Source organism: Mesorhizobium sp. M0217 (assembly GCF_040321955.1).
Lineage (GTDB): Bacteria > Pseudomonadota > Alphaproteobacteria > Rhizobiales > Rhizobiaceae > Mesorhizobium.
In genome coordinates, this window is record NZ_JAMYSN010000036.1 from 17,813 (window position 1) to 40,460 (window position 22,648).

The 22,648-nt window shown below is 61.4% G+C and carries 21 protein-coding genes; 10 read left to right on the top strand and 11 right to left on the bottom strand.

Translation table 11 applies throughout. The features are described 5' to 3' along the window. The first annotated feature begins 2 nt into the window (after positions 1-2). The 6 genes from NKJ18_RS30255 (at position 3) to NKJ18_RS30280 (ending at position 6,745) form a co-directional block, all read left to right on the top strand. The gene (locus NKJ18_RS30255; RefSeq protein WP_023738664.1) at positions 3-404 is read left to right on the top strand and encodes a GFA family protein; all 402 of its coding nucleotides are present in this window, start codon (positions 3-5) and stop codon (positions 402-404) included. Positions 405-601: 197 nt separating this feature from the next. Further along, the gene (locus NKJ18_RS30260) at positions 602-1,267 is read left to right on the top strand and encodes a hypothetical protein (protein WP_023670314.1); all 666 of its coding nucleotides are present in this window, start codon (positions 602-604) and stop codon (positions 1,265-1,267) included. Between the two features lie 7 nt (positions 1,268-1,274). Continuing rightward, positions 1,275-3,953 (top strand): OmpA family protein, encoded by a 2,679-nt coding sequence (locus NKJ18_RS30265; protein WP_352761198.1) that lies wholly within the window; start codon positions 1,275-1,277, stop codon positions 3,951-3,953. Positions 3,954-3,964: 11 nt separating this feature from the next. Further along, the gene (locus NKJ18_RS30270) at positions 3,965-4,459 is read left to right on the top strand and encodes a Rab family GTPase (protein ID WP_023670316.1); all 495 of its coding nucleotides are present in this window, start codon (positions 3,965-3,967) and stop codon (positions 4,457-4,459) included. Between the two features lie 3 nt (positions 4,460-4,462). Further along, on the top strand, positions 4,463-5,533 hold the full coding sequence (locus NKJ18_RS30275; RefSeq protein WP_023670317.1) for an adenylate/guanylate cyclase domain-containing protein: 1,071 nt from the start codon (positions 4,463-4,465) through the stop codon (positions 5,531-5,533). A 144-nt stretch (positions 5,534-5,677) separates the two neighbouring features. Continuing rightward, positions 5,678-6,745 carry a cyclic nucleotide-gated potassium channel gene (locus NKJ18_RS30280; RefSeq protein ID WP_023684786.1) on the top strand — a complete coding sequence of 356 codons (1,068 nt, stop codon included), beginning with the start codon at positions 5,678-5,680 and terminating at the stop codon, positions 6,743-6,745. A 207-nt stretch (positions 6,746-6,952) separates the two neighbouring features. Here NKJ18_RS30280 and NKJ18_RS30285 read toward each other — a convergent pair whose 3' ends face one another. The 8 genes from NKJ18_RS30285 to NKJ18_RS30320 all read right to left on the bottom strand — a co-directional run bounded on the left by NKJ18_RS30285 (position 6,953) and on the right by NKJ18_RS30320 (position 14,063). Then, positions 6,953-7,681 carry an amino acid ABC transporter ATP-binding protein gene (locus NKJ18_RS30285; protein WP_023670319.1) on the bottom strand — a complete coding sequence of 243 codons (729 nt, stop codon included), beginning with the start codon at positions 7,679-7,681 and terminating at the stop codon, positions 6,953-6,955. Between the two features lie 70 nt (positions 7,682-7,751). After that, on the bottom strand, positions 7,752-8,426 hold the full coding sequence (locus NKJ18_RS30290) for an amino acid ABC transporter permease (RefSeq protein ID WP_023684787.1): 675 nt from the start codon (positions 8,424-8,426) through the stop codon (positions 7,752-7,754). Next, the gene (locus tag NKJ18_RS30295) at positions 8,423-9,100 is read right to left on the bottom strand and encodes an amino acid ABC transporter permease (RefSeq protein WP_023695534.1); all 678 of its coding nucleotides are present in this window, start codon (positions 9,098-9,100) and stop codon (positions 8,423-8,425) included. The genes NKJ18_RS30290 and NKJ18_RS30295 overlap by 4 nt, the downstream gene beginning before the upstream one ends. 136 nt (positions 9,101-9,236) lie before the next feature. Beyond that, complete coding sequence (locus NKJ18_RS30300; RefSeq protein ID WP_023684789.1) at positions 9,237-10,025, bottom strand: ABC transporter substrate-binding protein; 789 nt, start codon at positions 10,023-10,025, stop codon at positions 9,237-9,239. A 108-nt stretch (positions 10,026-10,133) separates the two neighbouring features. Further along, positions 10,134-11,297 carry a saccharopine dehydrogenase family protein gene (locus tag NKJ18_RS30305; RefSeq protein ID WP_023733917.1) on the bottom strand — a complete coding sequence of 388 codons (1,164 nt, stop codon included), beginning with the start codon at positions 11,295-11,297 and terminating at the stop codon, positions 10,134-10,136. After that, on the bottom strand, positions 11,294-11,803 hold the full coding sequence (locus NKJ18_RS30310) for an Lrp/AsnC family transcriptional regulator (RefSeq protein ID WP_023670324.1): 510 nt from the start codon (positions 11,801-11,803) through the stop codon (positions 11,294-11,296). Before NKJ18_RS30310 ends, NKJ18_RS30305 begins: the two co-directional genes overlap by 4 nt. Positions 11,804-12,002: 199 nt before the next feature. Then, positions 12,003-13,166 carry an acyltransferase family protein gene (locus NKJ18_RS30315; protein WP_352761200.1) on the bottom strand — a complete coding sequence of 388 codons (1,164 nt, stop codon included), beginning with the start codon at positions 13,164-13,166 and terminating at the stop codon, positions 12,003-12,005. Positions 13,167-13,337: 171 nt separating this feature from the next. Beyond that, positions 13,338-14,063 (bottom strand): 3-keto-5-aminohexanoate cleavage protein, encoded by a 726-nt coding sequence (locus tag NKJ18_RS30320; RefSeq protein WP_352761203.1) that lies wholly within the window; start codon positions 14,061-14,063, stop codon positions 13,338-13,340. A gap of 201 nt (positions 14,064-14,264) precedes the next feature. Between NKJ18_RS30320 and NKJ18_RS30325 the strand changes: the two genes are divergently transcribed. Together NKJ18_RS30325 and NKJ18_RS30330 are read left to right on the top strand one after the other, a co-directional pair. Next, positions 14,265-14,687, top strand: coding sequence for an OsmC family protein (locus NKJ18_RS30325; protein ID WP_023670326.1), 423 nt, complete (start codon positions 14,265-14,267; stop codon positions 14,685-14,687). 44 nt (positions 14,688-14,731) lie between these two features. Continuing rightward, a complete protein-coding gene (locus tag NKJ18_RS30330) occupies positions 14,732-15,271 on the top strand; it encodes a carboxymuconolactone decarboxylase family protein (RefSeq protein WP_023695530.1) in 540 nt (179 codons plus the stop codon). A 46-nt stretch (positions 15,272-15,317) separates the two neighbouring features. Here the strand turns inward: NKJ18_RS30330 and NKJ18_RS30335 are convergent, their stop codons facing one another. Beyond that, positions 15,318-15,776 (bottom strand): hypothetical protein, encoded by a 459-nt coding sequence (locus tag NKJ18_RS30335; protein ID WP_050586866.1) that lies wholly within the window; start codon positions 15,774-15,776, stop codon positions 15,318-15,320. 65 nt (positions 15,777-15,841) lie between these two features. Here NKJ18_RS30335 and NKJ18_RS30340 point away from each other — a divergent pair, with 65 nt between their 5' ends. Beyond that, positions 15,842-16,585, top strand: coding sequence for a 2OG-Fe(II) oxygenase (locus NKJ18_RS30340; RefSeq protein ID WP_023805622.1), 744 nt, complete (start codon positions 15,842-15,844; stop codon positions 16,583-16,585). Between the two features lie 378 nt (positions 16,586-16,963). Beyond that, positions 16,964-18,586, top strand: a complete 1,623-nt coding sequence (locus tag NKJ18_RS30345) for an ABC-F family ATP-binding cassette domain-containing protein (RefSeq protein WP_023689031.1) — start codon at positions 16,964-16,966, stop codon at positions 18,584-18,586. Positions 18,587-18,631: 45 nt separating this feature from the next. Here NKJ18_RS30345 and NKJ18_RS30350 read toward each other — a convergent pair whose 3' ends face one another. Together NKJ18_RS30350 and NKJ18_RS30355 are read right to left on the bottom strand one after the other, a co-directional pair. Beyond that, positions 18,632-21,253 (bottom strand): bifunctional diguanylate cyclase/phosphodiesterase, encoded by a 2,622-nt coding sequence (locus NKJ18_RS30350; protein WP_023827696.1) that lies wholly within the window; start codon positions 21,251-21,253, stop codon positions 18,632-18,634. A gap of 262 nt (positions 21,254-21,515) precedes the next feature. Then, on the bottom strand, positions 21,516-22,409 hold the full coding sequence (locus tag NKJ18_RS30355; RefSeq protein ID WP_352761205.1) for a hypothetical protein: 894 nt from the start codon (positions 22,407-22,409) through the stop codon (positions 21,516-21,518). Positions 22,410-22,648 lie beyond the last annotated feature (239 nt).

Below are 22,648 nucleotides of genomic sequence, written 5' to 3' on the forward strand. Positions count from 1 at the left end.
CTATGGTCTCGCGCCGCGCGCAATGTCTCTGCGGCCAGCTTTCAGCCGTCTGTTCGGGCGAGCCGGTGCGCATCTCGGTCTGCCACTGCCTCGACTGCAAGCGCCGCACCGGCAGCGCCTTCAGCTACAATGTCCGGTTTGCGCAAGCTGATGTATCGATCGAGGGGCGGGCGAAGCAGTTCACGCGCGCCGGCGACGAGGGCGGCCGCGTCATCTACAATTTCTGTCCGGAGTGCGGCGCCGCCGTCCACTATCGCATCGACACGCAGCCCGGTGTGATCGCCATTCCCGTCGGCGCCTTCGCCGACCCGTCGTTCCCGCCGCCCTTCCAGTCTTTTTACCACGAAAGCCGTCGCTGTGAGTGGGTCGAGATCAACGCCGAGCCGCTGGCGACGTTCGACTGAAGGCCGCTTTTTGAATACCCGGAACCGTCCGCACGCTCCGCGCCTTTGAGAGGGCATCGCCCCCTGATTGCCATTGCCGAGCCGTTAGCCACCGCGCTCGGCTGCCCCATGAATAGGCATAAGTCAAGACGAATCCGGCTTGCGGCCCGATTGCTGACATGCTTACCTGACGGCATGTGTTCAATGGGGGTATATGGATGGCTAAGGAATCTTCGAATTCCGCTTCTTCAGAAAAGAAGGCGGACGTAAATCTGATAGGTAACACAGAAGGAAACGGGCTGAACTTCATGGGAGTTCAGGCCCGCGAAAACGGAACCGCCGGCGACGCCGTCGGTGTCGACAAGATCCGTGACCTGCTGTTCGGCAACCAGATGCAGGACTATGACCGCCGTTTTTCCAAGCTTGAAGAACGGGTGTTGCAGCGCTTCAAGGATGTCGAGTCCGAGGCCAAGCGCAATCTCGAAATGTACGAGTCGAATGCAAAGAAGCAGATCGATTCGCTTGCAGGGCAATTGCGGAGCGAAAAAGATTCACGAGCCGATGCCGACAAGGAGATCGACCGGAATCTTCGCGAGCAAAACCAGGCTCTTGAAAAGCAGGTGCGCACGTTGTCGGATCAGTTGAGCGCGCTCGAGCGCGACGTTTCGGACCGGATAAATCGAAACGATCATTTGCTGCGTGAGGAAATCAAGCAGAAGAATGAAGGCGTTCAGATGCTGATCGAGAAGATGTTTGCCGACCTCAGCAACGTCAAGACCGACCGAAATCTTTTGGCTGGCCTGTTTGTCGAGGTTGCAAAGTGTCTCAATCAGGATCCCGTCGGGAGCAAAAGCAACTCGGACCGCAGCTGGAAAGTGAGTTGATGGGACCTTGACGTCCACCGTCGACCCATTCAACCTTCCGCAAAGAACAGCCTCGAACGATACAGAGATTGATCGCGAGGCTCTGGCTCGTCTTTTGATCGAAATTGCCCGGAACGTTGATCCGGACTACCGTGCGCAGTTCGAGGCGGTTCCAACCGCCGATCCGCGCATGGAAACGCTGCGGCAGTTGCTGGTCAGCCGCGAAATCTCCGAGCTTTCACGCGTCACGCATCTGCTCGACGAACCCGAGCAGCTTGCGGCGGCCGTGGGCGACGTTCTTCCCAGTGCTGCCGGACGAGCGCCTTACGCGCAACTCGGCGAGGCGCTTGCGCCAGCTGTCGAACGGGCTGTGCAACGGTCGATCCAGAAGAGCCCGCGCACGCTGACGGACATATTGTACCCGGTGTTTTTGCCGGCAATTCGCAAGTCGATCGGGGAAAAGATCGACCAGACCTTTCAGTCGCTGAATGAAACTCTAAGGCACATATTCACCTGGCACGGGCTCAAGTGGAGACTTGAAGCCTGGAGAACAGGGGCAAGCTTCTCGGCAGTTGTTCTGAAGCATTCCCTTGTCTACCGTGTGGAACATGCCTTTCTCATTCATCGGAATTCCGGCCTTTTGATAGCGCATGTAACTGCCGACAATGCGACGAGCGAAGATCCTCAGCTCATTTCTTCGATGCTCAGTGCGATTCAGGATTTTGTAAAAGACTCATTTAACGAGAAAGAGCAGAGCGGCCTGGACACAATCCGTTTCGGCGAGCTTCGTCTCTGGTCGGAAGTTGGACCGTTTGCGACCCTGGTTTCGGTGATCCGGGGAAATCCGCCGGAGGAATTGCATGAAATCGTTCGCGATGTGTTGCTTCGCATCCATGAGCAATCCTCAGAGGCTTTAGAGCAGTTCGACGGCGACGGTTCGCAACTGGCCTCCGTAGAGGCGCAGTTGCAGACCTGCGTCGAGCTCAAGCAAGAGGAATCAAACGACGGATTTCCGTGGCTGGTGGCGGCCGTTGCCCTGCTGCTTTTGAGTCTGGCAGGCGGTTGGTACTTTCTTTCCTGGCAGTCAGCGCAGCGCTGGCAGGCTTACGTGTCGCGCTGGCAGGCTTACGTGTCGCGAGTGGAGGCCCAGCCGGGCATCATCGTTGCCGAACAGCGGGTACGCGATGGCCAGTTCTATATTGCCGGCCTGAGGGACCCGCTTGCCGTCGACCCGCAGTCGCTGTTGTCAGGCACGGGAGTCGATCCGGCCGGGGTTCATTCGCAATGGCAATTTTATCAGAGCCTTGAGCCGGAGTTCGTGCTGAAGCGGCTGACGGCGTCGCTGGCTCCGCCGGATTCAGTGCGACTTTCGATTGTCGATGGCCGCATCGTCGCCGAGGGTGAGGCTCCCGACACCTGGATCAGCCGGGCGCGCGCGGCGGCCCAGCAGCTTTCGGCAGGCGGGCCGGTCTTCGATATCTCGGGGGTTCGTGACGTAAGTCCCCAAGTGCGCGAGGCGGAGCGCTGGCACGCCTATGTGTCGCGACTGGAGACCCAGCCGGGCATCATCGTTGCAGACCAAAAGATAAGCGACGGCCAATTCTATATTGCCGGCCTGCGAGACCCGCTTGGCGCCGATCCGCAGTCGCTGTTGTCGGGAACAGAGGTCGATCGCGCCCGGGTTCATGCGCAGTGGCAGTTCTATCAGAGCCTTGAGCCGGAGTTCGTGCTGAAGCGGCTGACGGCGTCACTGTATCCGCCGGATACAGTACGACTTTCGATCGTCGATGATCGCATCGTTGCCGAGGGTGAGGCTCCCGACACCTGGATCGATCGCGCGCGCGCGGCGGCCCGGCAGCTTTCGGCAGGCGGACCCGAATTCGACATCTCCAAGGTTCGTGACGTGAGCCCCGAAGCACGCGCGGCGGAGCACTGGCAGTATTATGTGTCGCGACTTGAGGCCCAACCGGGAATCATCGTCGCCCAACAAAGCGCGAGGGGCGGACATTTCTACATTTCCGGCTTGAGAGACCCACTTGCCGCCGACCCGCAAGCCCTGCTCTCCGGAACGGACGTTGATCCTGCCCGCGTTCATGCACAGTGGCAATTCTATCAGAGCCTTGATCCGAAGTTTGTGGTGAAGCGGCTGACGGCGGCGCTGTCCCCGCCGAAAACCGTTCAGCTCTCGATCATCCAGGGTCGCATCGTGGCCGTGGGTGAGGCTCCTGCCGGCTGGATCAACCGCGCGCGGGCCGCCGCTGAACAACTTTCGGCGGACGGAGTGGTTCTGGATGTCTCGCAGCTGCGTGAACTGAACCTTGCAGAACTTAATCATTTGAGGCAGGCCATCCAGACGACCGATATTTTCTTCTCTTCCGGCAAGGTTGTGCCGGGACCGGAGCAGACGCCGGTTCTCGACAGGTTGGCGGATCAAATAAAGGAATTCGCCCAGAGTGCCCGCAATTCCGGCGTAACGGCGCGGTTCATGTTGACCGGGCATTCGGACACCACGGGCCGTGAGACGGCCAACGCGTCGATCAGCGCCGCCCGCGCCGAGACAGTTCGTGCGCTTCTCAACAAGCGGGGCGTCGCTCCCGAATTGCTGCTGGTTCGGGGCGCGGGCACTTTTGAGCCGGCTGTACCTGAAAACAGTCTAACCGGTAGCTCCACCAATCGCCGGGTTTCGATTACCGTAAACCTGGACTAGCGGAGCCCAACATGTTGCAAAAAAAGATCTGCATGCTGGGCGGTTTCGCTGTCGGAAAGACGAGTCTGGTCCGCAGGTTTGTGCAGAGCATCTTCTCAGAAACCTACTTGACCACCGTCGGAGTGAAAATCGACAAGAAGAGCGTCGCGCTCCCGGACAAAACCGTGGATCTGATTTTGTGGGATTTGGCCGGCGAGGACGATATCGGCTCATTCCGCGTCAGCTATGTTCGCGGTGCAACCGGGCTCGTGCTTGTCGTCGATGGAACCCGCGCCGCTACTCTTGCCGTGGCACTCACGCTGCGCGAACGGGTCGAGGCCGAATTCGGCGCCATGCCGTTCGTATTGCTGTTCAACAAGTCCGATCTGGCCGATCGGTGGGCGATATCGGATGGTGAGATCAACGAGTTGAGGCAACGTGGATGGCAAATCTATCTAACAAGTGCGCTTTCGGGCGAGCAGGTCGATGACGCCTTTCGTCAACTTGCCTTGATGGTCACCAAATAGACCATGCACGAATTGCCAAAAGAAGTCAGAAATTGGTTTTTCAATTTCTTCTTCGACGGGCACGCTGTCGCTTATCTGAAAATCGACCCTGAGCTTTGCATAGCTGCCAAGGGCGGTAATGTTGAACATTACGGGCTGTCATCGCTTCGCATCGGCAAGCCTGTTGCCGAGCAGCTTGAATTCATGGAGGGTTTGCTGCCTTGCCCGGAGCTTCCGTTTCGCATGGACATGGTTGAACTGCCCGGCGGGCGTGTCGCCGACCTCCATTTTTTTGCTGACAATGCGTTCGTGTGGCTGCTTTTTCTGGACGCCACTGCCGAACGAGACAACAGGCAGCGGCTTCAACAGAAGGCCTATGAAATGACGCTCCTGCAAGAGAGGGAGCGTCAACTCAACGAAAAATTGCAATCGACGAACGAGGCGTTGAGGAAGAGCCAGGAGGGATTGGCGCGTGAATATCAGCGCGCCGAAAACCTGCTCCTCAACATTCTCCCGGCCTCGATCGCGGAGCGATTGAAAGCGCAAAAGAAAATTGCCGACAACCACGCAGAGGTGAGTGTGCTTTTTGCCGACATCGTCGGTTTTACGGAACGAGCGCGCAGCGTCGGAGCGGTGACGACGCTCGCTATTTTAAACTACTTCTTCAAGGCGGCGGATCGGCTCTCGGAGCGATACGGCTGCGAAAAGATCAAAACAATTGGCGATTGTGTGATGGTGGTCGCCGGCCTGCCCACGGCGCGATCCGATCATGCAAGGGCCCTCACGCGCTATGCGATTGAGCTGCGCAAAGCGGTCAAGCGGGAACGCTTCGCAGGAGAACCGATAAGGCTGAGAATTGGAATTCACTCAGGACCGATCGTCGCCGGCGTCATAGGCAAGAGGCGGTTCGCCTATGACCTGTGGGGTGAGACCGTTAATCTCGCCTCACGTATTCAAACGTCCGCGGAGCCCGATGAAATTCGTATTTCCGATGCAACTTGCCAACTGCTTGGACCGAAATTTGCTTGCGACCCACTCGAGGAAACGGAATTGCGTGGTGCGGGTCGTGTGCGAATGTGGCGGCTCCCGAGCTGATCCGTCGCCTGCGGTGCGACCCTGGAGCGCCGATAGCGGCGCCCGACAGGCGTTGGCGTGACCTGATCTTGCGATCGGAAAGCACCCTTTGCGCTTGCCCGGAAGGCCTCTATTCTGGAGCACAGTGGCCGCTGGTGGGATAGAATGTCGGTACTGCCTTTCCTGAGAATCTACGCGCCGCTAAACGCGGTGCTGGCTGCGCCTGGGCTTCTGGCGGTGGCTGCGCTCACGATGCCGAACATGTCCGGACGAAGCAGACTGGCTCTGGCTGCCGTGCTTGCTGTCATTTGGGCCGCCTATCTTCTGCAGATGGCCGAGACCCTGCTCAAGCGCTGGGCGGGAGACCTCAGGGACAGGACGCCGGCAATCGCGATCGATGTGCTCGCGGTTTTGGTTCCAGTCGCCGCATTTCTGCTCGACGGCACGCCCGACCGGAGCCTCTACTGTGCTGTCTGGCTGCTGAAGCCGCTGCGCGACTCGACCTTCTTCCCGCTGCTTGGCAGGGTTCTGGCCAACGAAGCGCGCAACCTGGTCGGCGTCACCACGGTCTTCGGCCTGGTTCTGTTCGGTGTCGCACTCGCGGCCTATGTCATCGAGCGCGACGTCCAACCGGAAAAGTTCGGCAGCATCCCCGAGACAATGTGGTGGGCGGTGGTCACGCTGTCCACTACCGGCTATGGCGACGACATTCCGCAAAGCTTCGCCGGCCGCGTCCTTGCCGGGGCTGTCATGATGTGTGGCATCGGCATCTTCGGGCTCTGGGCCGGCATTCTTGCCTCCGGCTTTTATCAAGAAGTCCGTCGCGAGGATTTCGTCCGCAATTGGCAATTGATTGCCGGCGTTCCGTTGTTTCAGAAGCTTGGCCCGGCCACGCTGGTCGAGATCGTGCGCGCGTTAAGGCCTCGCACGGTGCCGGCGGGCGCCGTGATCTGCCGCAGTGGCGAGACCGGTGATCGGATGTTCTTCGTCGTGGAGGGCCGCGTCAGCGTCGCGACGCCCAACCCGGTGGAGCTTGGCCCTGGCGCCTTCTTCGGCGAGATGGCGCTGATCAGCGGCGAACCGCGTATGGCGACCGTCACTGCCGCGACTTCTGTCTCACTCCTGTCGCTGCACGCGGCGGATTTCCAGATGCTGTGCAGCAGTAGCCCGGAAATCGCGGAAATCATCCGCAGGACCGCGCTCGAGCGGCGCGGCGCGGCGCCGGTGGCTTGACCGTACAGCCGATGGTGGCCCGGCTGGAACTGGATGGTACGGCTCTATCGACCACGCGCTGAGGTTATGGACGGCACGTGGAAGTTCCCAGAGGCGTAGCCGGAGACCTAAACGTAGCCGATCCACTCTACCGCGGCTCGTTGTTTGGCGCTGTGCGTCGACAGTTCCTGCCCCGCGGCCTTTCGGACGACCGGCTTTGGCTAAACTCTAATGCCTTAGAATCTTGCTTAGAAAAGCCCGGCTGCGGTCGGTCTTCGGGTCGGAGAAAAACGCCTCCGGCGTGCCGCTTTCGACGATGGCGCCGGCGTCCATGAACACCACGCGCTGCGCCACCTTGCGGGCAAAGCCCATTTCGTGCGTCACCACCATCATGGTCATGCCTTCCTCGGCCACCGCGACCATGACGTCGAGCACTTCGGAGATCATCTCGGGATCGAGCGCGGAGGTCGGCTCGTCGAACAGCATGATCTTGGGCCGCATGCCGAGGCAGCGCGCGATGGCCACACGCTGCTGCTGGCCGCCGGACAGCTGTGACGGGTAGGCGTTGACCTTGTCAGCGAGGCCGACCTTGGCCAGCAAGTCGCGCCCGGCCTGCTCGGCCTCGGCGCGGGGGATCTTGCGCACATGGATCGGCGCCAGCGTGACGTTTTCCAGCGCCGTCTTGTGCGGGTAGAGGTTGAACGACTGGAAGACGAAGCCGATCTCGGTGCGCAGCTGCGTCATGTTGGTGGCGGGGTCGCCGAGGCGCTGGCCGTCGACGACGAGGTCGCCATCCTTGATCGCTTCCAGGCCGTTGATGCAGCGGATCAGCGTCGACTTGCCCGAACCACTTGGGCCGCAGACGACGACCACTTCGCGCGGCTCGACGCTGAGCGTGATGTCCTTCAGCACATTGAGCGAGCCGAACCATTTGTTGACGCCGCGAAAGTCGATCATGCCCGTTTTGGTCAGGTTTGTCTTGATCGGGCTTGGATTGGTCATGGCGGTCAGCCCTTTGGGTTCGATGTCACAGCTGCACCTCGCCATGCGCCGCGCCCATGCGGCGCTCCAGCCGGCGGGCGAGCATGATCAGCGGATAGCAGACGACGAAATAGCCGACGCCGACCAGGAAGAAGACCAGCAGGCCGTTGGGCACACGCTGCACCACCAGCCAGCCGACGCGGGTGAGGTCGGTCAGCCCGATCGCCGAGACGACGGAGGAATCCTTGATCAAGAGTACATATTGCCCGACCAGCGGCGGCAGCACGATGCGCATTGCCTGCGGCAGCACCACCTGGCGCATGCGTTGCCAGCGCGACAGGCCGGACGCCAGAGCTGCCTCAACCTGGCCGGTCGGCACCGAGCGGATGCCGGCGGCGACGATCTCGCAGATGAAGCACGCGGCGAGGTTGGTGAGCGCGATGATGCCGGCCGTGAAGGCATCGAGCTCGATGCCGAATTCCGGCAGGATGAAGAAGATCAGGAAGATCTGCACCAGGAACGGCGTGCCGCGGATCAGGTCGACCCAGGCGCCGATCACGCTCGAGATCAGCCGGTTGCCGCCGGTGCGCAATATGCCGAGGCCGAAGCCAAGCAGCGTGCCCAGCACCAGGCTGATCGCCGACAGCATCACGGTCATGCCAAGGCCGCGCAAGGCGAGGGGGTAGCTGCCGGCCAGGCTTTGCAGCTGTTGCCAGATCATGTGCTGCTCCTTGCCGGCTGCAGACCGAGCCACCGACTGGACAGCCCCGCCAGTCCTTTGAGGCAGTAATAGAGCAGCAGATAGAAAGCGGCGATGGTGAGAAAGCCTTCCGCCGGCATGAAGCGGTCGGACGCCAGCAACTGGCCGGCGCGCGTCAGTTCGGAAACCGAGATCAGCGACAAAAGCGCGGAATCCTTGACCAGCACGATCGCCTGGCCGAGCAGCGGCGGGATCGTCACCTTGAAGGCTTGCGGCAGGATGACCAGGCGCATGCGCTGGACATAGGTCATTCCCGAGGCAACCCCGGCCTCGACCTGGCCGCGCGGGATCGACAGGATGCCGGCGCGGATGATTTCCGCGACATAGGCGCCGCTGTTCAGCGACAAAGCGATGATGCCGACGACGAGCTCGGGCAGGACGAAGCCGAGACGCGGCAGGCCGAAATAGAGGAAGTAGAGCTGCGCCAGCAACGGCGTGGCGCGCACGGCATCGATATAGCCCTTGGCCAGCACGCGAAACAGCTGGCCGCGCTGCAGGTTCATGGCGGCGAGCACGATGCCGACGGCCAGCGCGCCCGCAAAAGACAGCGCCGACAGCCACACGGTCGTGATCAGACCCTGCCCGAACAGCGGCAGATATTCGACGATGGTGCGGAAGCTGAAATTTTCGAGCATGGCGGTGAATTGTGAATGGTGAATGGGCAGTAGTGAGTAGTGAGTGGTGAGCAGTGAAGGGCGTCCGGAATGGCCGTTCACCATTCACCATTCACCATTCACTACTTCCTACTCACTACTCCCTGCTTACCTCTGCTTAGTGATCCTTCTTCCAGGCGTCGGAATTGACCCAGTAGTCGAGGTTCTTCTGCAAGCGGCCGTCGATGCTGACCTGGTTGAGGAACAGGTTCATCCAGATCAACAGGTCCGGCTCGTCGTAGCGGGTGGCGAAGGCAAGCGGCTCCTTCGACAACAGGTCCGGCATGATGGTGAAGGTGCCGGCGGGATAGGCTGTCGACTGACCCTTGACCGCCGAGACGTCGTTGACGCCGCAATCGGCTTGGCCGTTGTTGACCGCGTCGAGCAGCAGCGGGCCGCCGCCCTTGTAGCTCTTGATGTCGGCATCCGGGAAGGCGTTCTTGGCTTCCTTTTCGCCGGTGGCGCCTAACAGCACGGCGATCTTGGTGCCCTTGGCCTTGCAGTCCTCGGTTGTCTTGAACTTGCTGTCGGCCTTGGTGAAGACGGTGCTGCCCGTATACATGTAAGGTGTGGTGAAGGCGACCTTCATGCCGCGCGCCAGCGTCGGCGTCATGTCGGCGACGAGCAGGTCGGCCTTGCCCGAAAGCAGCGCCGGGATCAGCCCGTCCCAATCATAGTCGAGGAAGGTGATCTTGACGCCCATTTCCTTGGCCATCAGTTCGGCGAGTTCGACCGAACTGCCGGTGCGCTCGCCGGCCGCGCCGACCAGCGAGAAGGGAGGTCCTTGCGTCTGTACCGCGACGCGCAGTTCGCCGCGCTTGGTGATCTCGTCGAGCGTTCCGGCACTGGCAGCAGCGGTCAGGCCCGCAAGCGCAAGTCCGGCGATGAAAAGCTTGGCAATCTTCATTTGGCATTCCTCCTGTTATCGTTGTTGTTCCACTTTGTTATTCCACCCTTTCGGGTGTTTTTTGAGCGGCGGCACCGTTTGCCGGCGGCAGCCACCGTTCGAAAATCCTCAGTCCCAGGCCACCGTCTCGGCAACCTTGATGCCACGCCTGGCCAGCTCGTCGAAGAACGGCCCGTCCGGCACATGCAGCAGCGGGTTCAAAAGCCCTGGTGTGGCGATCTCGCGCCGCGCCAGCATCTGCGCCACGATGCTGGCGGGATAGCCGACGCCAAGGCTCATGCCGAACAGGCCTGATGCCAGGTCGCGTTCGATGATCAGGTCCGACGTCACCGTTTTGGCGCGGCCGCCTTCGAGACCGGAAAAGACATTGCGCATCACGCAAAGGTCCTTCTCGTCGGCGCCATATTGCAGTTGCGGGCCGAGCAGACGGCCGAGAAATTCGCGTGGGCTGGCGCCGGTGCCGGGCACCTTGTCTTCGGAGAGGAAGCCGAGTTCCTTCAGTGGCGCCCAGAACGCCGACCATCCCGGCCAGCGCAGCGTATAGCGGCCCGAGCGTTGCAATCCCTTGGCGGCTGCCAGCATCTCGACATAGTGCAGAGCGTCGCCATTGGGGAAAGCTTCCAGCCGGCCGAGGCCCGCGACCTCGATCTCGTGGATGAAGGCATTGTCGTGCTGTCGGCCGGCCGGCACTTCGACGCGCTTGCCATGCTCGATCATCACGCTGTCGCGGTTCTGGCTGACCAGAACCATGTCGAAATTCCAGCTTACCTTGTAGCAAAGCGGCTTCGCCATCGCCTTCGGTTCGGGGATGCCGCCGCAATAGGAATCGATCGAGGAGATCGTAGAGAACTGCTTTGCGGCGCGCGCATAGAGCACGAGGTCGATGCCGGGATCGAGCCCACATTCGGTCATGATCGAAACGCCGGCCTGTTCAGCCTCCGGCGCCAGATCGGCAATCGCCTTGCCGTAATTGGTAGTGACCAGCGGCGTGCGCGTTGCGATCGCGGCCTGCACCGCCTCGCGCATCAATGGCTGCGGCAACAGATCGATGGCGGCGTCGACATCCGCCAGCACGGTGGCAAGCGCCGGACCGATCGCGCCCTCGGGCATGACGAAACGCACGCGGGAAAGGTCGGTCAGCCCGGCAAGCCGGGCAGGGCCGTCAGCCGACGTATCGACGCAGACGACTTCCTCGACACCGGCGCTGGCGACGAGATCGGCGATGGCCGCCCGTCCCTGCAGGCCGAGGCCGCCGAGAACAGCTATTCTCATGCCGGCTCCTTGCGTGACGGTGTTTCTTCCGACCAGCAGCCTTCGGGAAGGCTGACCCATTTGTTGCATGAAGCCATGACGACGAAGGTTTCGCTGCGCACGACTTCCCCGGGAATGCCGGCGCCCGGAATCAGCTCGCTGGTGATGCGGTAGAGGTCGGCGACATCGCCGGCGACGGTCACGTCGACGATGATGTCGAAGCGCCCGGTAACCACCGAGGCCGAGTTGACGAAAGGCAGTTCGGCAATGCGCTGCGCCAGTTCCCGGGCGCGGCCACGTCCCTGAGCGTTGATGCCGACAATGGCCGAGATCAACTCGGGGCGTTCGGTCAGATTGAGCAGCCCGACGATCTTCAAGAGGTTGCGGTCGAGCAGATTGCGCAACCTTGAGCGCACCGTCGGCACCGAGATCGCCATCGTCTCGGCGAGCCGGTTGATGCCGGGCTGGGCATCCTGCGACAACAGCTTTACCAGCCGTCGATCGGTTTGATCGAGATGCTCACGCAAAGGCAAGGCTTTCATAATGGGAAAGAAACGATCGGATTTTCTGTCGGATATGAAAAATACCTTATGGGGAATTTTTAATAGCAGCAAGAGCTATGTCATCCCTCTGTGTCAGTTCCCGTGTGCGTTCAGGCAAGACAGGATGCATGTCGTCCCAAAACCGCTGCACATTTTGGGGCAGTCGAGGATGTGCGCGACAGCACTAGGTGAGGGAGTTCGAAGACGATCTTGCCGCGGCCGTGGTCGCTTGAACGCGACGGTAGGTCGTAGTGAGCAACGCACCCGAATGGCAGGCCGACCGAGCTGCGGCGTAGCCGCAACTCACGCCTTCACCTGATAGGCGGAGAGGCTCATTCGCGACATGGCCAAAAGCCGGCCTTTCGATAAAACTATAACTCGCCAGGGACACGGCGATGCAGGCGGTGACAATAGCTATGCTTGCAAGCCATGGTGACACATTGGCGGTTGCAACGACAGGAGCGATCGCGAGCAGCACGATAGGATGGGTCAGATAGAGAGAGTAGGAAGCATCTCCCAGCCTTGCCAGCACGCGAGGAGCAAAAAGTCGGAAGTAGCTCTCCAGGCTGATGCAACCCGCGACAAGGATCAGCGCCGGGATACCTTGAGCAAGGGTTCGCGGCAAGTTGAAGCCAAGTACCATCACCAGTGTGGACACAATAGCGAACCCGACAGCCGAGGCGCCCAGGAAAGCCGGCAAACGCACCAGTCTGCCGACCAGATGGCCGACAGCCATGCCGGCAAGGAACTCAAACAGGATTGGCGTGGTATAGAAAAACAGCACAGTGTCGGCGGCGGGTTTGAAGATAATGCGTGCGGCTACGGCGATTGCAAAGACAACGCCAATCGTGGCCATTTGCGTCAGCGCACCAAAACCCATAGTCGCCGCGAACAGAATGTAAAACAGGATTTCCAGATTGAGCGTCCAACCCACGCCAAGCACTGGCTGGACATAGCCTGTGGCCGTATCGAGATAGGGCACGAAAAGCAGGCTATTGGTAATCTGCTCAAAGGACACTCCACGACCGGCAAACAGCCAAAGTGCGGCGACCATGAGGAAGGTCATGACCCAATAGAACGGAACGACGCGCGTGAACCGCTGCATCAAAAAAGCACGGTGGTCGCGATGTCTGTTCTCCGTCGAGAGAACCATGACAAAACCGCTGATGACGAAAAACAGGTCGACGCCGCTGTTTAGAATGGGAATAGGCAAATCGAGCACGCCTAGTGCGGCCGGAAGATGATAGATAACAACCATTAGGGCTGCTAGCCCCCGCAGGGTCTGTATCGATGTATATTGTTGGATCCGACGCGGCGCAGCGTGATCATTATCCGGAATGACGTTCATTAAAAAAGTCCCCGATGCGGGAGAATATTAACATAGATGAGACCGTTGATGCGACTATTAACTGCCGGTTTAATTAATACATAAAATTTGAATAGCTTCCACCGACTTTCGCGGCCCGGGCCTTGCGATCGCCATCGTCTCGGCGATGCCTTGGCGCGCTGCTTGTATGCGCTATCGCCCGGCCTGGAAGATCGCCACCGCTGCCGCCGTCAGCGCGGCATTGCCGGCCGCAACCGTGCCATCCGGCAGATGCTTCCCATCCTCCAGCCCGACGCGCGTCGACCAGTTGCGATCCGCCGCACGGCGCACGAACGGCCACACCGTCGCGTTCTCGCCATGCAGCAGGATGGCACGGCGAATGCCGGCGCGCTCCAGGACCTGTTCGATGCCGTCGGCGACCGCAAAAGCCTCGTCTAGCGTCTGCTCGGAAATCTCGATCAGGACGCGCAGCACGCGCCCGCCATGGTCGAGGCTGACGAGGCGCTCGGCGTCGGCGACCGAGGCCAGACCCGCCTCGATGCCGATGCCGCGCTGGCGCAGGCTCTCCATGACGATGGGTGCCTCCGCCTCGCTGAGATTGACAGAGGCATAGTCCGGCAATTCGCGCCAGCCGGCGATGGCGACCAGCGTGCTTGTATCGTCATTCTCGATCCAGGCGCCGGTGGAGACGCCGATCAGCGTACCAGGGCAGGCACGGCGCAGCCCTGCGATCGTCAGGTCCATCGCTGCCGGCGCAAGGCTCTCGCGGCGGTCCGCTCCGCGGGCATGGACATGCAGCTCAGCTGCGCCCGCGGCAATCGAAGCCGCCCCGTCGCGCGCCATAGCGTCGGAGTCGAGCGGCAGTGTGGGGTGAAAATCGGCGGCGCGCGCGCCATTGATGCAGGCCTGGACGATCATGGCTCTCGCGATCCTGTTGCGGATCGCGCGAGCCTACCGCAGGGCAGGGCGGAGAGGGAACGGGCGTGGTGAAGATTGCTGACAGGGTGCCGCTTCTGCGGAGGTTGCGGTATCGGCCCAGGACATACCATATAGCGGGACAGGACACGCCACGGGCGATCCTTACCCCTTTGCCGGACTGCCGGCTGAAAGGTTTTTGCGATGGCTGAGTTGAAGGTCAGAACCCGCGTCACCGGCGCGACGGCGACGCTGCAGCCCGGCGGCTTGCCTTCCATCACCACTCCGACCGGCGGTGCAGTCGATGTCGTCACCGGCGTCAGCGCGCCGGGCTTCAATCCGCTCGACCTGCTCTACGCCTCGCTCGCCGCCTGCATGGTGCTGAGTGCGCGCATCGCCGCCTCCCGCCTCGGGGTTGCCGCCGCGCTTGGCGAGGTGCGCGCCGAGGTCAGCGGCGAGAAGGCCAAGGACGAGCCGTCGCGCGTCGAAAGGCTCAACATCAGGCTCGACATCTCAGGCGATCTCGACGCTGCGACCAAGCAGCGGATCGTCGAGGACGCCGAAGCGATCTGCACGGTGTCCAACACGCTGCGCGCCGCGCCGCAATTGCATACGACGCTTGGGTGAGGGCTTCGCAGAATGCCTCGCTGCCACCAACCAAGGACCGTCCCATGGCCATGATCCCGCCGATCGACTACGCCTCGGCATCGCAAGACATCCGCGCCGAGCACGACAGGGAGCTTGGCCTGCGCGGACGCATGACCAACATGAAGCGCATCCTGCTGCATTCACCGGCGGCCCACCGCATCTATGCCGAATGGTTCACCCTGCGCGATCTGCTCAAGCCCGCACTCGACGACCGCGCTGTCTGGCTGTTGTCGCTGGCGATCTCCGAGAGATGCCGCGCCGAGATACCGCTTACCTTCTTCCGCCGCGCGCTGATCGACAGCGGTCTTGATCCCGAGGCGATCGAGCCCAGCGCTGAAGAAGCTTTGCTGATCGAATTCGGCAAGGCAGTCGCTGCCGATACCAACGCCGTTCCCGACGATGTCTGGGCGGCACTCAAGGCTAGCTACGACGACACACTGCTGGTCAACCTCGTCGCCTTCGCCGGCATCATGGTGGCGACCTGCCTGTTCACAAACGCGGTGAGGGTCGATCTGGACCCTGAGTTGGAGGCGTATCGCCGCAAGGGTGCCGATCCGGTCTGATGCGATCGATACGCAGTCGATCTGCAGTGGATATCGCCCGGAAGGATCAGCCGTAGTAGCCGGCTCCAAACAGCAAAAGTGTTTCCACCTGGGAGTCCGCTTCTTTTCCTATGGCTGTCCAGATGCTGATGCCGAGAGCATTCGAAATCGCGCTATCGATCTCGACCTTCACATTGGGGTCGGTTTGTCTCAAGAACCTCAGCGCAACCTCCATGGAAATCGGAAACAGCGACGCGCCACCCAGTTCCAAGATCGCAGGCGAGGTGAATTCTAGCGCTTCGAGTGCGCCATCGGCCTTGTAATAGGCGAATACTCCAAGGTCCGGCCAATAGTCGGCCGGAACGCTGGTTGGGCTCCGCCGAAAGACCTTGAGCTCTCCTGAAAAGAAGGATCTGACAGTCGCCTTAGACGATCCGAGAGGAAGCCCTTTGACGCCATTTAGCGGTTCGATCGAAAGATGCATGTACACAGTTAATCGCTGCCGGCAGCAGATGACAATGTTCATCGCAGGAATCGGGTGGCCCAGGCGCCTCGTTCGCCCCACTTTGACCGCAAGCAAAGGAGGCATCCATGACCATCCATTCGATAAGCACCAAACGCGCAGCCCATTCGGCCGAAGCGCGCGTCGCAGCGCAGGACTGGAGTGCTCTGGTCGGCGAACTGAACAGCCACGGCAGCACCGTCATGCCGGCGCTGCTTTCACCCGAGGAGTGCACCGAGATCGCCGGTCTCTATCCGCATGAGGACCATTTCCGCAGCCATGTGGTGATGGCCCGCCATGGCTTCGGCAAGGGCGAGTACCGCTATTTCCGCTATCCGCTGCCGGATCTGGTCGGTGGCCTGCGCACCGCGCTCTATCCCAGGCTCGCCGGCGTCGCCAACGACTGGAACGAACGCATGGGCGCGGCACGGCGCTATCCCGATGACCACGCCGCCTTCCTCCAGCTTTGCCACGAAAGCGGCCAAACGCGGCCGACGCCGCTTCTCCTGCAATATGGCCCCGGCGACTTCAACTGCCTCCATCAGGACCTCTATGGCGATCTCGCTTTTCCCCTGCAGGTGGCGATCCTGTTGTCGCAGCCCGGCGAGGATTTCACCGGCGGCGAATTCGTCCTGACCGAACAGCGCCCGCGCATGCAAAGCCGTGCCGAAGTGGTGCCGCTGACCCGGGGCGATGCGGTGATCTTTGCTGTCCACAACCGCCCGGTGCAAGGCACGAAAGGCCATTACCGCGTCAACCTCAGGCACGGCGTCAGCCGCCTGCGCTCCGGCAGGCGGCATACAGTGGGGATCATTTTCCACGACGCGAAGTGACAATTCGTCGGACACAGCCAAAGCACCTCACTACCGCTGCTTATTGACATGGCGAGTTCGGCGGAACAGTCTCCGCTTGTGTAAGAGAGGGGCATTTATGAAACGATCCTATGAGAAGCCGACACTCGTCAGACGGGGCAAGCTCGCCTCGCTCGCCGCCCAGCAGGTGCCGTCAATAGAAGCGGAAGTGCCCGCACCGAACTGAGTACAGAAGCTGGTTCAAAAACAGCCCGTTGCGCAAAATCGCGCGGCGGGCTGTTTTGCATTCTGGAGGTGCGGACCGCAGCGGCTTTTGCGCGCGGCGTCAAATGGGCGCTTCCTCTGGCGCGGCCGATCGCGTAAGGGCCGGGGAAAATCCTCCAAGGTTCTTCCAGTCGCATGATCCGTCTTGAAAGCATCAGCAAACAGAACGGCCGCCAGCTTGTCTTCATCGAGGCCTCGGCCTCGCTACAGAAGGGCGAGAAGATCGGCCTTGTCGGTCCGAACGGCGCCGGCAAGACGACTTTGTTTCGCATGATTACCGGCCAGGAGCAGCCCGACGAGGGCCAGGTGCAGGTCGATCGCGGCGTCACCATCGGCTATTTCAGCCAGGATGTCGGCGACATGGCCGGCCACAGTGCTGTGGCCGAAGTGATGAACGGCGCCGGGCCGGTCAGCGACGTGGCGGCCGAAATGGCCGAACTCGAGGCGGCCATGGCCGATCCCGAGCAGGCCGACCGGATGGATGAGATCATCGAGAAATATGGCGAGGCGCAGCACCGTTTCGAGGAACTCGACGGCTATGCGCTCGATGGCCGCGCCCGCGAAGTGCTGGACGGCCTGGGCTTCAGCCAGGAAATGATGGACGGCGATGTCGGCAAACTGTCCGGCGGCTGGAAGATGCGCGTGGCGCTGGCCCGCATCCTGTTGATGCGGCCCGATGTCATGCTGCTCGACGAACCGTCCAACCATCTCGATCTCGAAAGCCTGATCTGGCTGGAGCAGTTCCTGAAAGGTTATGAGGGCGCGCTGCTGATGACCTCGCACGACCGCGAGTTCATGAACCGCATCGTCAACAAGGTGGTCGAGATCGACGCCGGTTCGCTCACCGCCTATTCCGGCAATTACGAATTCTACCAGCAGCAGCGGGCGATCGCCGACAAGCAGCAGCAGGCGCAGTTCGAGCGCCAGCAGGCCATGCTGGCCAAGGAGATCGCTTTCATCGAGCGCTTCAAGGCGCGGGCGTCACACGCCGCCCAGGTGCAGAGCCGGGTGAAGAAGCTCGACAAGATCGATCGTGTCGAGCCGCCCAAGCGCCGTCAGATCGTGAATTTCGATTTTCAGCCGGCGCCGCGCTGCGGCGAGGATGTCGTGACGCTGAAGAACGTCCACAAGGGCTATGGCAGCCGCTCGATCTATGAGGGGCTGGACTTCCAGGTCCGCCGCCGCGAGCGCTGGTGCATCATGGGCGTCAACGGCGCCGGCAAGTCGACACTGCTGAAGCTGGTGGCCGGCGCGTCTGACCCGGATGCCGGCACAGTTGCTCGGGGGCCGAGTGTGAAAATGGGCTATTTCGCCCAGCACGCCATGGAGGTGCTGGAGGGCGAACGCACCGTGTTCCAGACGCTGGAGGACGCGTTTCCGCAAGCCGGCCAGGCGCCGCTCAGGGCACTCGCCGGCTGCTTCGGCTTTTCCGGCGACGAGATCGAGAAGAAATGCCGGGTGCTGTCGGGCGGCGAAAAGGCGCGCCTGGTGATGGCGTTGATGCTGTTCGACCCGCCCAATCTTCTGGTGCTCGACGAGCCGACCAACCACCTCGACATCGCGACGAAGGAGATGCTGATCACGGCGCTGTCGCAGTACGAAGGCACCATGCTGTTCGTCTCGCACGACCGCCATTTCCTGGCCGCACTCTCCAACCGCGTGCTGGAACTGACGCCCGAAGGCATCCACACCTATGGCGGCGGCTATACCGAATATGTGGAGAGGACCGGGCACGAGGCGCCGGGGCTGCGGACCTGACGCAGGTCCTGCGTCCGCATTTGCGTCGAGCAAAGCCAGGATTTGTCAGCTCGCCGCCAGCCATTTGCGCGACTGCGCGAAGGCCTTGAAGGCTTTGGCGTCCATCGGGTAGCCGAACAGGAAGCCTTGCAAGATGTCGCAGCCAAGCTCTTTCAGGATGCGCGCGTGCTCCATCGTCTCGACGCCCTCGGCGATCACTTCGATCCCGAGCGACTTGCCGATGTCGATGATGGACGACACAAGCTGCCGCTGTGCGGTTGAGCTGGTGATGGGGGTGACCAGTTGGCGGTCGATCTTGAGGCGACGGGGCCGCAACTTCAACAGCGAGACGATCGAGGCATGCCCGGTGCCGAAATCGTCGATCTCGACGTCGATGCCGAGCCCCTTGATGTGTTCGATGTTCCAGCTGACCAGCTCGTCGTTTTCGTCGAGGAAAATCGACTCCACCAGTTCGAACGACACGGTCCCTTCCTTGATGGGAAGCTTGCGCAAACCCTTGATCAGGTCCCTGTCTTCCAGGCGCCGTGCGGAAACGTTGACCGAGACGCGCGGGATGTTGAGGTGGCTGCGCGACCAACGCTCGAAATTATCGAGCGCCTGCTCCAGGACGGTGCGGTCGATAAGCGCCACGACATTGAGTTCTTCAGCCACCTTGATGTAGGCGTCGGGGGTCAGCATGCCGCGTTGCGGGTGATCCCAACGCGACAGCGCCTCGACGCCGACGATCTCCAGCGTCTTGGCGTCGAACTGCGGCTGATAGTAGACGATGAATTCGTTCCGCTCGAGCCCGCCCAGAATCTCGTCGGCGGTCTGCTTGGTCCGCACGATCTCGCTCTGCAGCTCTTCGTTGAAAAACTCGTAGCGGTTGCGGCCGCGGCCTTTCGCCCGGTACAGCGCCAGATCGGCATTGACAAGCAACTGCCTTGCATCGACGCCGCTATTGGCCGCAATGCCGATGCTGACGCCGAACCGGCACTGGTGACCCAGATAGTCGACCGGCTGGCGCATCGCATCGATAATGTGGTCGGCCAGCGCGGCGAGTTCCTTGTCGTCGCGTCCATGGCTCAGCACGACAAACTCGTCGCCGCCGATGCGCGCAACGAAATCGGCACTGCCGACGCTGGCCTTGATGACTTTCGAAGCATGCACCAGCAATGCATCGCCCGCTGCATGGCCGAGCGTGTCGTTGATCTGCTTGAACCGGTCAAGGTCGAGATGCAGCAACGCCGCACGGCCGTCGGCTTCGCGGTTTTCGGCAAGCATCTCGTCCAGATACCGACGGTTGGGCAGACCGGTCAGCGAATCATGCATCGCGACATGCTCGATGCGGGCTTTGGCCAGGTTCAGTTCGGCATTTTTCGATTCTGAAAGGCGACGTTCACGCACGAGATTCTCGTTGAGCAGCACGTCGCCTGTCACATCCCATTCGGCGCCGATCATTTTTGGCGTGCCGTCGATGTCCCGGAAGAAACTGGCGCGGGTGCGCACATGGCGAATGGTGCCGTCCGGCCGCAGGAGCCGATACTGCGAAGAGTAGGGGCCTTGTGTTGCAACAGCCGAATCGAAATCTGCTTTAGCCCGTTCGAAGTCTTGGGGATGGATCGCCAGCGCCCAGTCGTCATAGCTACGGGTCTTGCCGCCGCCGGGTTTGCCATAGATTTCGTTGATGCGGTCGTCCCATACGAGTTCGTTGCTGACGGTATCGTGCTCCCACACGCCTATAGCAGAGGCTTCCAACGCCAGCTCCAGCCGCCGGGACAGGCGCCTCAACTCGGCGTCACTTTTCTGCCGCTCACCGAAAAGACGTCCTGCCACGAGGATCGGCAGCACCACCAGCGCGCCGGCAAGCGCCATGAGCAGACGCAACAGCCACTCATTTTTCGGAGCGGTCGGCCAGCCGCCCTTCGGTATGGCTGAAATTTGCCAGGAGCCTGAAGGCAATTGCACCTCTGCCATCACCGGATTGCCGGACACGACATTATCGCCGCCGAAGAACAGTTCCCCGCCGCCGCCGAGCGCATCCTTGCCGATAAGCGCCACATCGATATCCAGATCAGGGTCGGTCAGTCCGCTGGCAGCGTAGAGCCGATCGACATCGATCACGGCCGAGACGATACCCCAGAAACGGTCGCCGCCACCCGCCGTCGGCACGAAGACCGGGATACGGCCGATGAAGCCACGTCCGCCTTGCGCCAGTTTGACCGGCCCGGCGAGCACCAGCGCGCGCTGGTCACGGGCGCGAAGCGCGGCCATGCGTTGCGTATCGCTCTTGCGGTAGTCCAGCCCGATGGCTTTTTCATTGCCTTCCAGCGGATACATCAGCGCGATGACGAGGTCGGGGGCGCCGGCAATATCGCGCAACTGCGATTTTTGCTCGAACAGATTACGGGCGAGTGCCGCAAATCTTTGCTGGCCCATATAAGGCTCGGTAACGATTGTCGAAACGAGACCCTGAACCAGCTGGAGATTGCCGCCTATGTTGCCTTCGAGCTTGGCGCGTATGATGTTGACCTTCGCCAGGACGTCGGCGCGCGCCAGCTGATCGGAGACCTCTCTGTTCCTCTGGTCGGCAACCAGGGCGCAGACGAGAAGCACGACAAAGGCAATCGCCGCCGGCAAGTTGGCGGAAGAAAAAACGGCCCGTTTCAACCGGCCGGAATTGAGCATTGCACCTGCCAACTCGATCCGAAGACCTTTCCAGGACAGTAGTCCTTCGGTCGACCATAGTAGCTAAAGCTTAAGTTTGAGCTTCGAGACGAATCCGAGAACAAACGGTAAGCTTTTGGCTGCCAGGGTCCAGCCGAAATCTGAATGAGTGTCCGAAAGTAGGACGCCAGGTTGCAGCGTTCTGCAACCCAGCGGCGAAGTCATATTCGCCTCAGATTGCAACAAGCCGCCTGATCTTGCCGCGCGGGCCCTTGCGGGAGGCTTACTTCCCAGCCATTTGATCGGCCAGCGCCTGCGCCTGGGCGAGCAGCGCCGGGAAAGCCGGGTCAGCCGGCAGGCGCTGCGCCATGCAGGCCCGGTAGTCGCTGTCGCCCTTGTCCCAGGCGGCGTTGGAGGACTCGAACGCTTTTTCGTCCTTCAGGTCCGATGCCTGGTAGGCCTCCTGGAATTTCTGCGCGGCGGCGTCCGCAGCAGCCCACACGGCGTCGCAGGCGGCGATCTTCGGAACGGCAGGGGCTGCCGGCGCTGCGATAATTCTCACGCTGTTGCCTTTGACGATCGTAACGATGACTTCCTGCTCATAGATCGGCCCGACGTCCTGCGTCCAGCCGCCGAGCCGTGCGAAGGCGATGTCGGCGCCTTCGGGTTTCTTCAATGGAAAGTCGAGCGTTCCCTCGAAGGCGGCGTCGCTGTTGATCGCCTGGGTATAGAAGGCATCCAGCTTAAGCGCCTCATCGATGCCGGCGGGCAGTTTGAAACTTTCGTCGGTCTCGGCGGTTCTGGACTGGAGCCAGCGCTCCAGCAGCCCTCGCGTCGTTGCCACCAGGCTGGGGCCGTCGTCGCCCTTGGTGTATCGCAGCCCATCGAGCATGCCATAGCCGATATCGGAGTCGCTGAGGCTTTCGATATTGATTGTGCCGGTTGGCGGAAAGTCCTTGACCGCCAGCGGCCCGATAATGCCGGCAAGACGCTGCTGGAGGTCGGCCAGCGCCTTCTCGTTCTCAGCGTCGATGGTCTCGATTGCCGCGTTCGCACTGTTCAGCGCTGCGATATCAGCAATCGCCTTGTCACGCGCGGCCACATAGTCGTCCTCCGGCGAGGCCGCGAAAGCCACGCTGCTCACCAGTGCAAACAGAAACGTCCAGACCCACCGCATGATATAAACCCTGCTCTACGTTCGATTCCAAGGATACATGACAACATTGGGCTGAAAAAAGACGCCGTTGGAGCTGCAGATCTCCCCACATGAGGGGGAGATGGCCGGCAGGCCAGAGGGGGTCGCCGCGCGTGAAGCGCTGACTCCTTTTGCAGCGCGGGAAGACGTTAGCGCGTCACGCGGAACGACCCCCACTTTAGCCATAGGCGACATCTCCCCCTCGAGGGGGGGGGTTGGGG

Bases quoted from the DNA above. Each gene is read 5' to 3' on its own strand.
- NKJ18_RS30290 (WP_023684787.1), bottom strand. From the start codon at position 8,426: ATGATCTGGCAACAGCTGCAAAGCCTGGCCGGCAGCTACCCCCTCGCC.
- NKJ18_RS30280 (WP_023684786.1), top strand. From the start codon at position 5,678: ATGTCGGTACTGCCTTTCCTGAGAATCTACGCGCCGCTAAACGCGGTG.
- NKJ18_RS30275 (WP_023670317.1), top strand. From the start codon at position 4,463: ATGCACGAATTGCCAAAAGAAGTCAGAAATTGGTTTTTCAATTTCTTC.
- NKJ18_RS30335 (WP_050586866.1), bottom strand. From the start codon at position 15,776: ATGAACATTGTCATCTGCTGCCGGCAGCGATTAACTGTGTACATGCAT.
- NKJ18_RS30330 (WP_023695530.1), top strand. From the start codon at position 14,732: ATGGCCATGATCCCGCCGATCGACTACGCCTCGGCATCGCAAGACATC.
- NKJ18_RS30315 (WP_352761200.1), bottom strand. From the start codon at position 13,166: ATGAACGTCATTCCGGATAATGATCACGCTGCGCCGCGTCGGATCCAA.
- NKJ18_RS30325 (WP_023670326.1), top strand. From the start codon at position 14,265: ATGGCTGAGTTGAAGGTCAGAACCCGCGTCACCGGCGCGACGGCGACG.
- NKJ18_RS30300 (WP_023684789.1), bottom strand. From the start codon at position 10,025: ATGAAGATTGCCAAGCTTTTCATCGCCGGACTTGCGCTTGCGGGCCTG.
- NKJ18_RS30255 (WP_023738664.1), top strand. From the start codon at position 3: ATGGTCTCGCGCCGCGCGCAATGTCTCTGCGGCCAGCTTTCAGCCGTC.
- NKJ18_RS30345 (WP_023689031.1), top strand. From the start codon at position 16,964: ATGATCCGTCTTGAAAGCATCAGCAAACAGAACGGCCGCCAGCTTGTC.
- NKJ18_RS30350 (WP_023827696.1), bottom strand. From the start codon at position 21,253: ATGCTCAATTCCGGCCGGTTGAAACGGGCCGTTTTTTCTTCCGCCAAC.
- NKJ18_RS30320 (WP_352761203.1), bottom strand. From the start codon at position 14,063: ATGATCGTCCAGGCCTGCATCAATGGCGCGCGCGCCGCCGATTTTCAC.
- NKJ18_RS30340 (WP_023805622.1), top strand. From the start codon at position 15,842: ATGACCATCCATTCGATAAGCACCAAACGCGCAGCCCATTCGGCCGAA.
- NKJ18_RS30305 (WP_023733917.1), bottom strand. From the start codon at position 11,297: ATGAGAATAGCTGTTCTCGGCGGCCTCGGCCTGCAGGGACGGGCGGCC.
- NKJ18_RS30285 (WP_023670319.1), bottom strand. From the start codon at position 7,681: ATGATCGACTTTCGCGGCGTCAACAAATGGTTCGGCTCGCTCAATGTG.
- NKJ18_RS30260 (WP_023670314.1), top strand. From the start codon at position 602: ATGGCTAAGGAATCTTCGAATTCCGCTTCTTCAGAAAAGAAGGCGGAC.
- NKJ18_RS30270 (WP_023670316.1), top strand. From the start codon at position 3,965: ATGTTGCAAAAAAAGATCTGCATGCTGGGCGGTTTCGCTGTCGGAAAG.
- NKJ18_RS30355 (WP_352761205.1), bottom strand. From the start codon at position 22,409: ATGCGGTGGGTCTGGACGTTTCTGTTTGCACTGGTGAGCAGCGTGGCT.
- NKJ18_RS30295 (WP_023695534.1), bottom strand. From the start codon at position 9,100: ATGCTCGAAAATTTCAGCTTCCGCACCATCGTCGAATATCTGCCGCTG.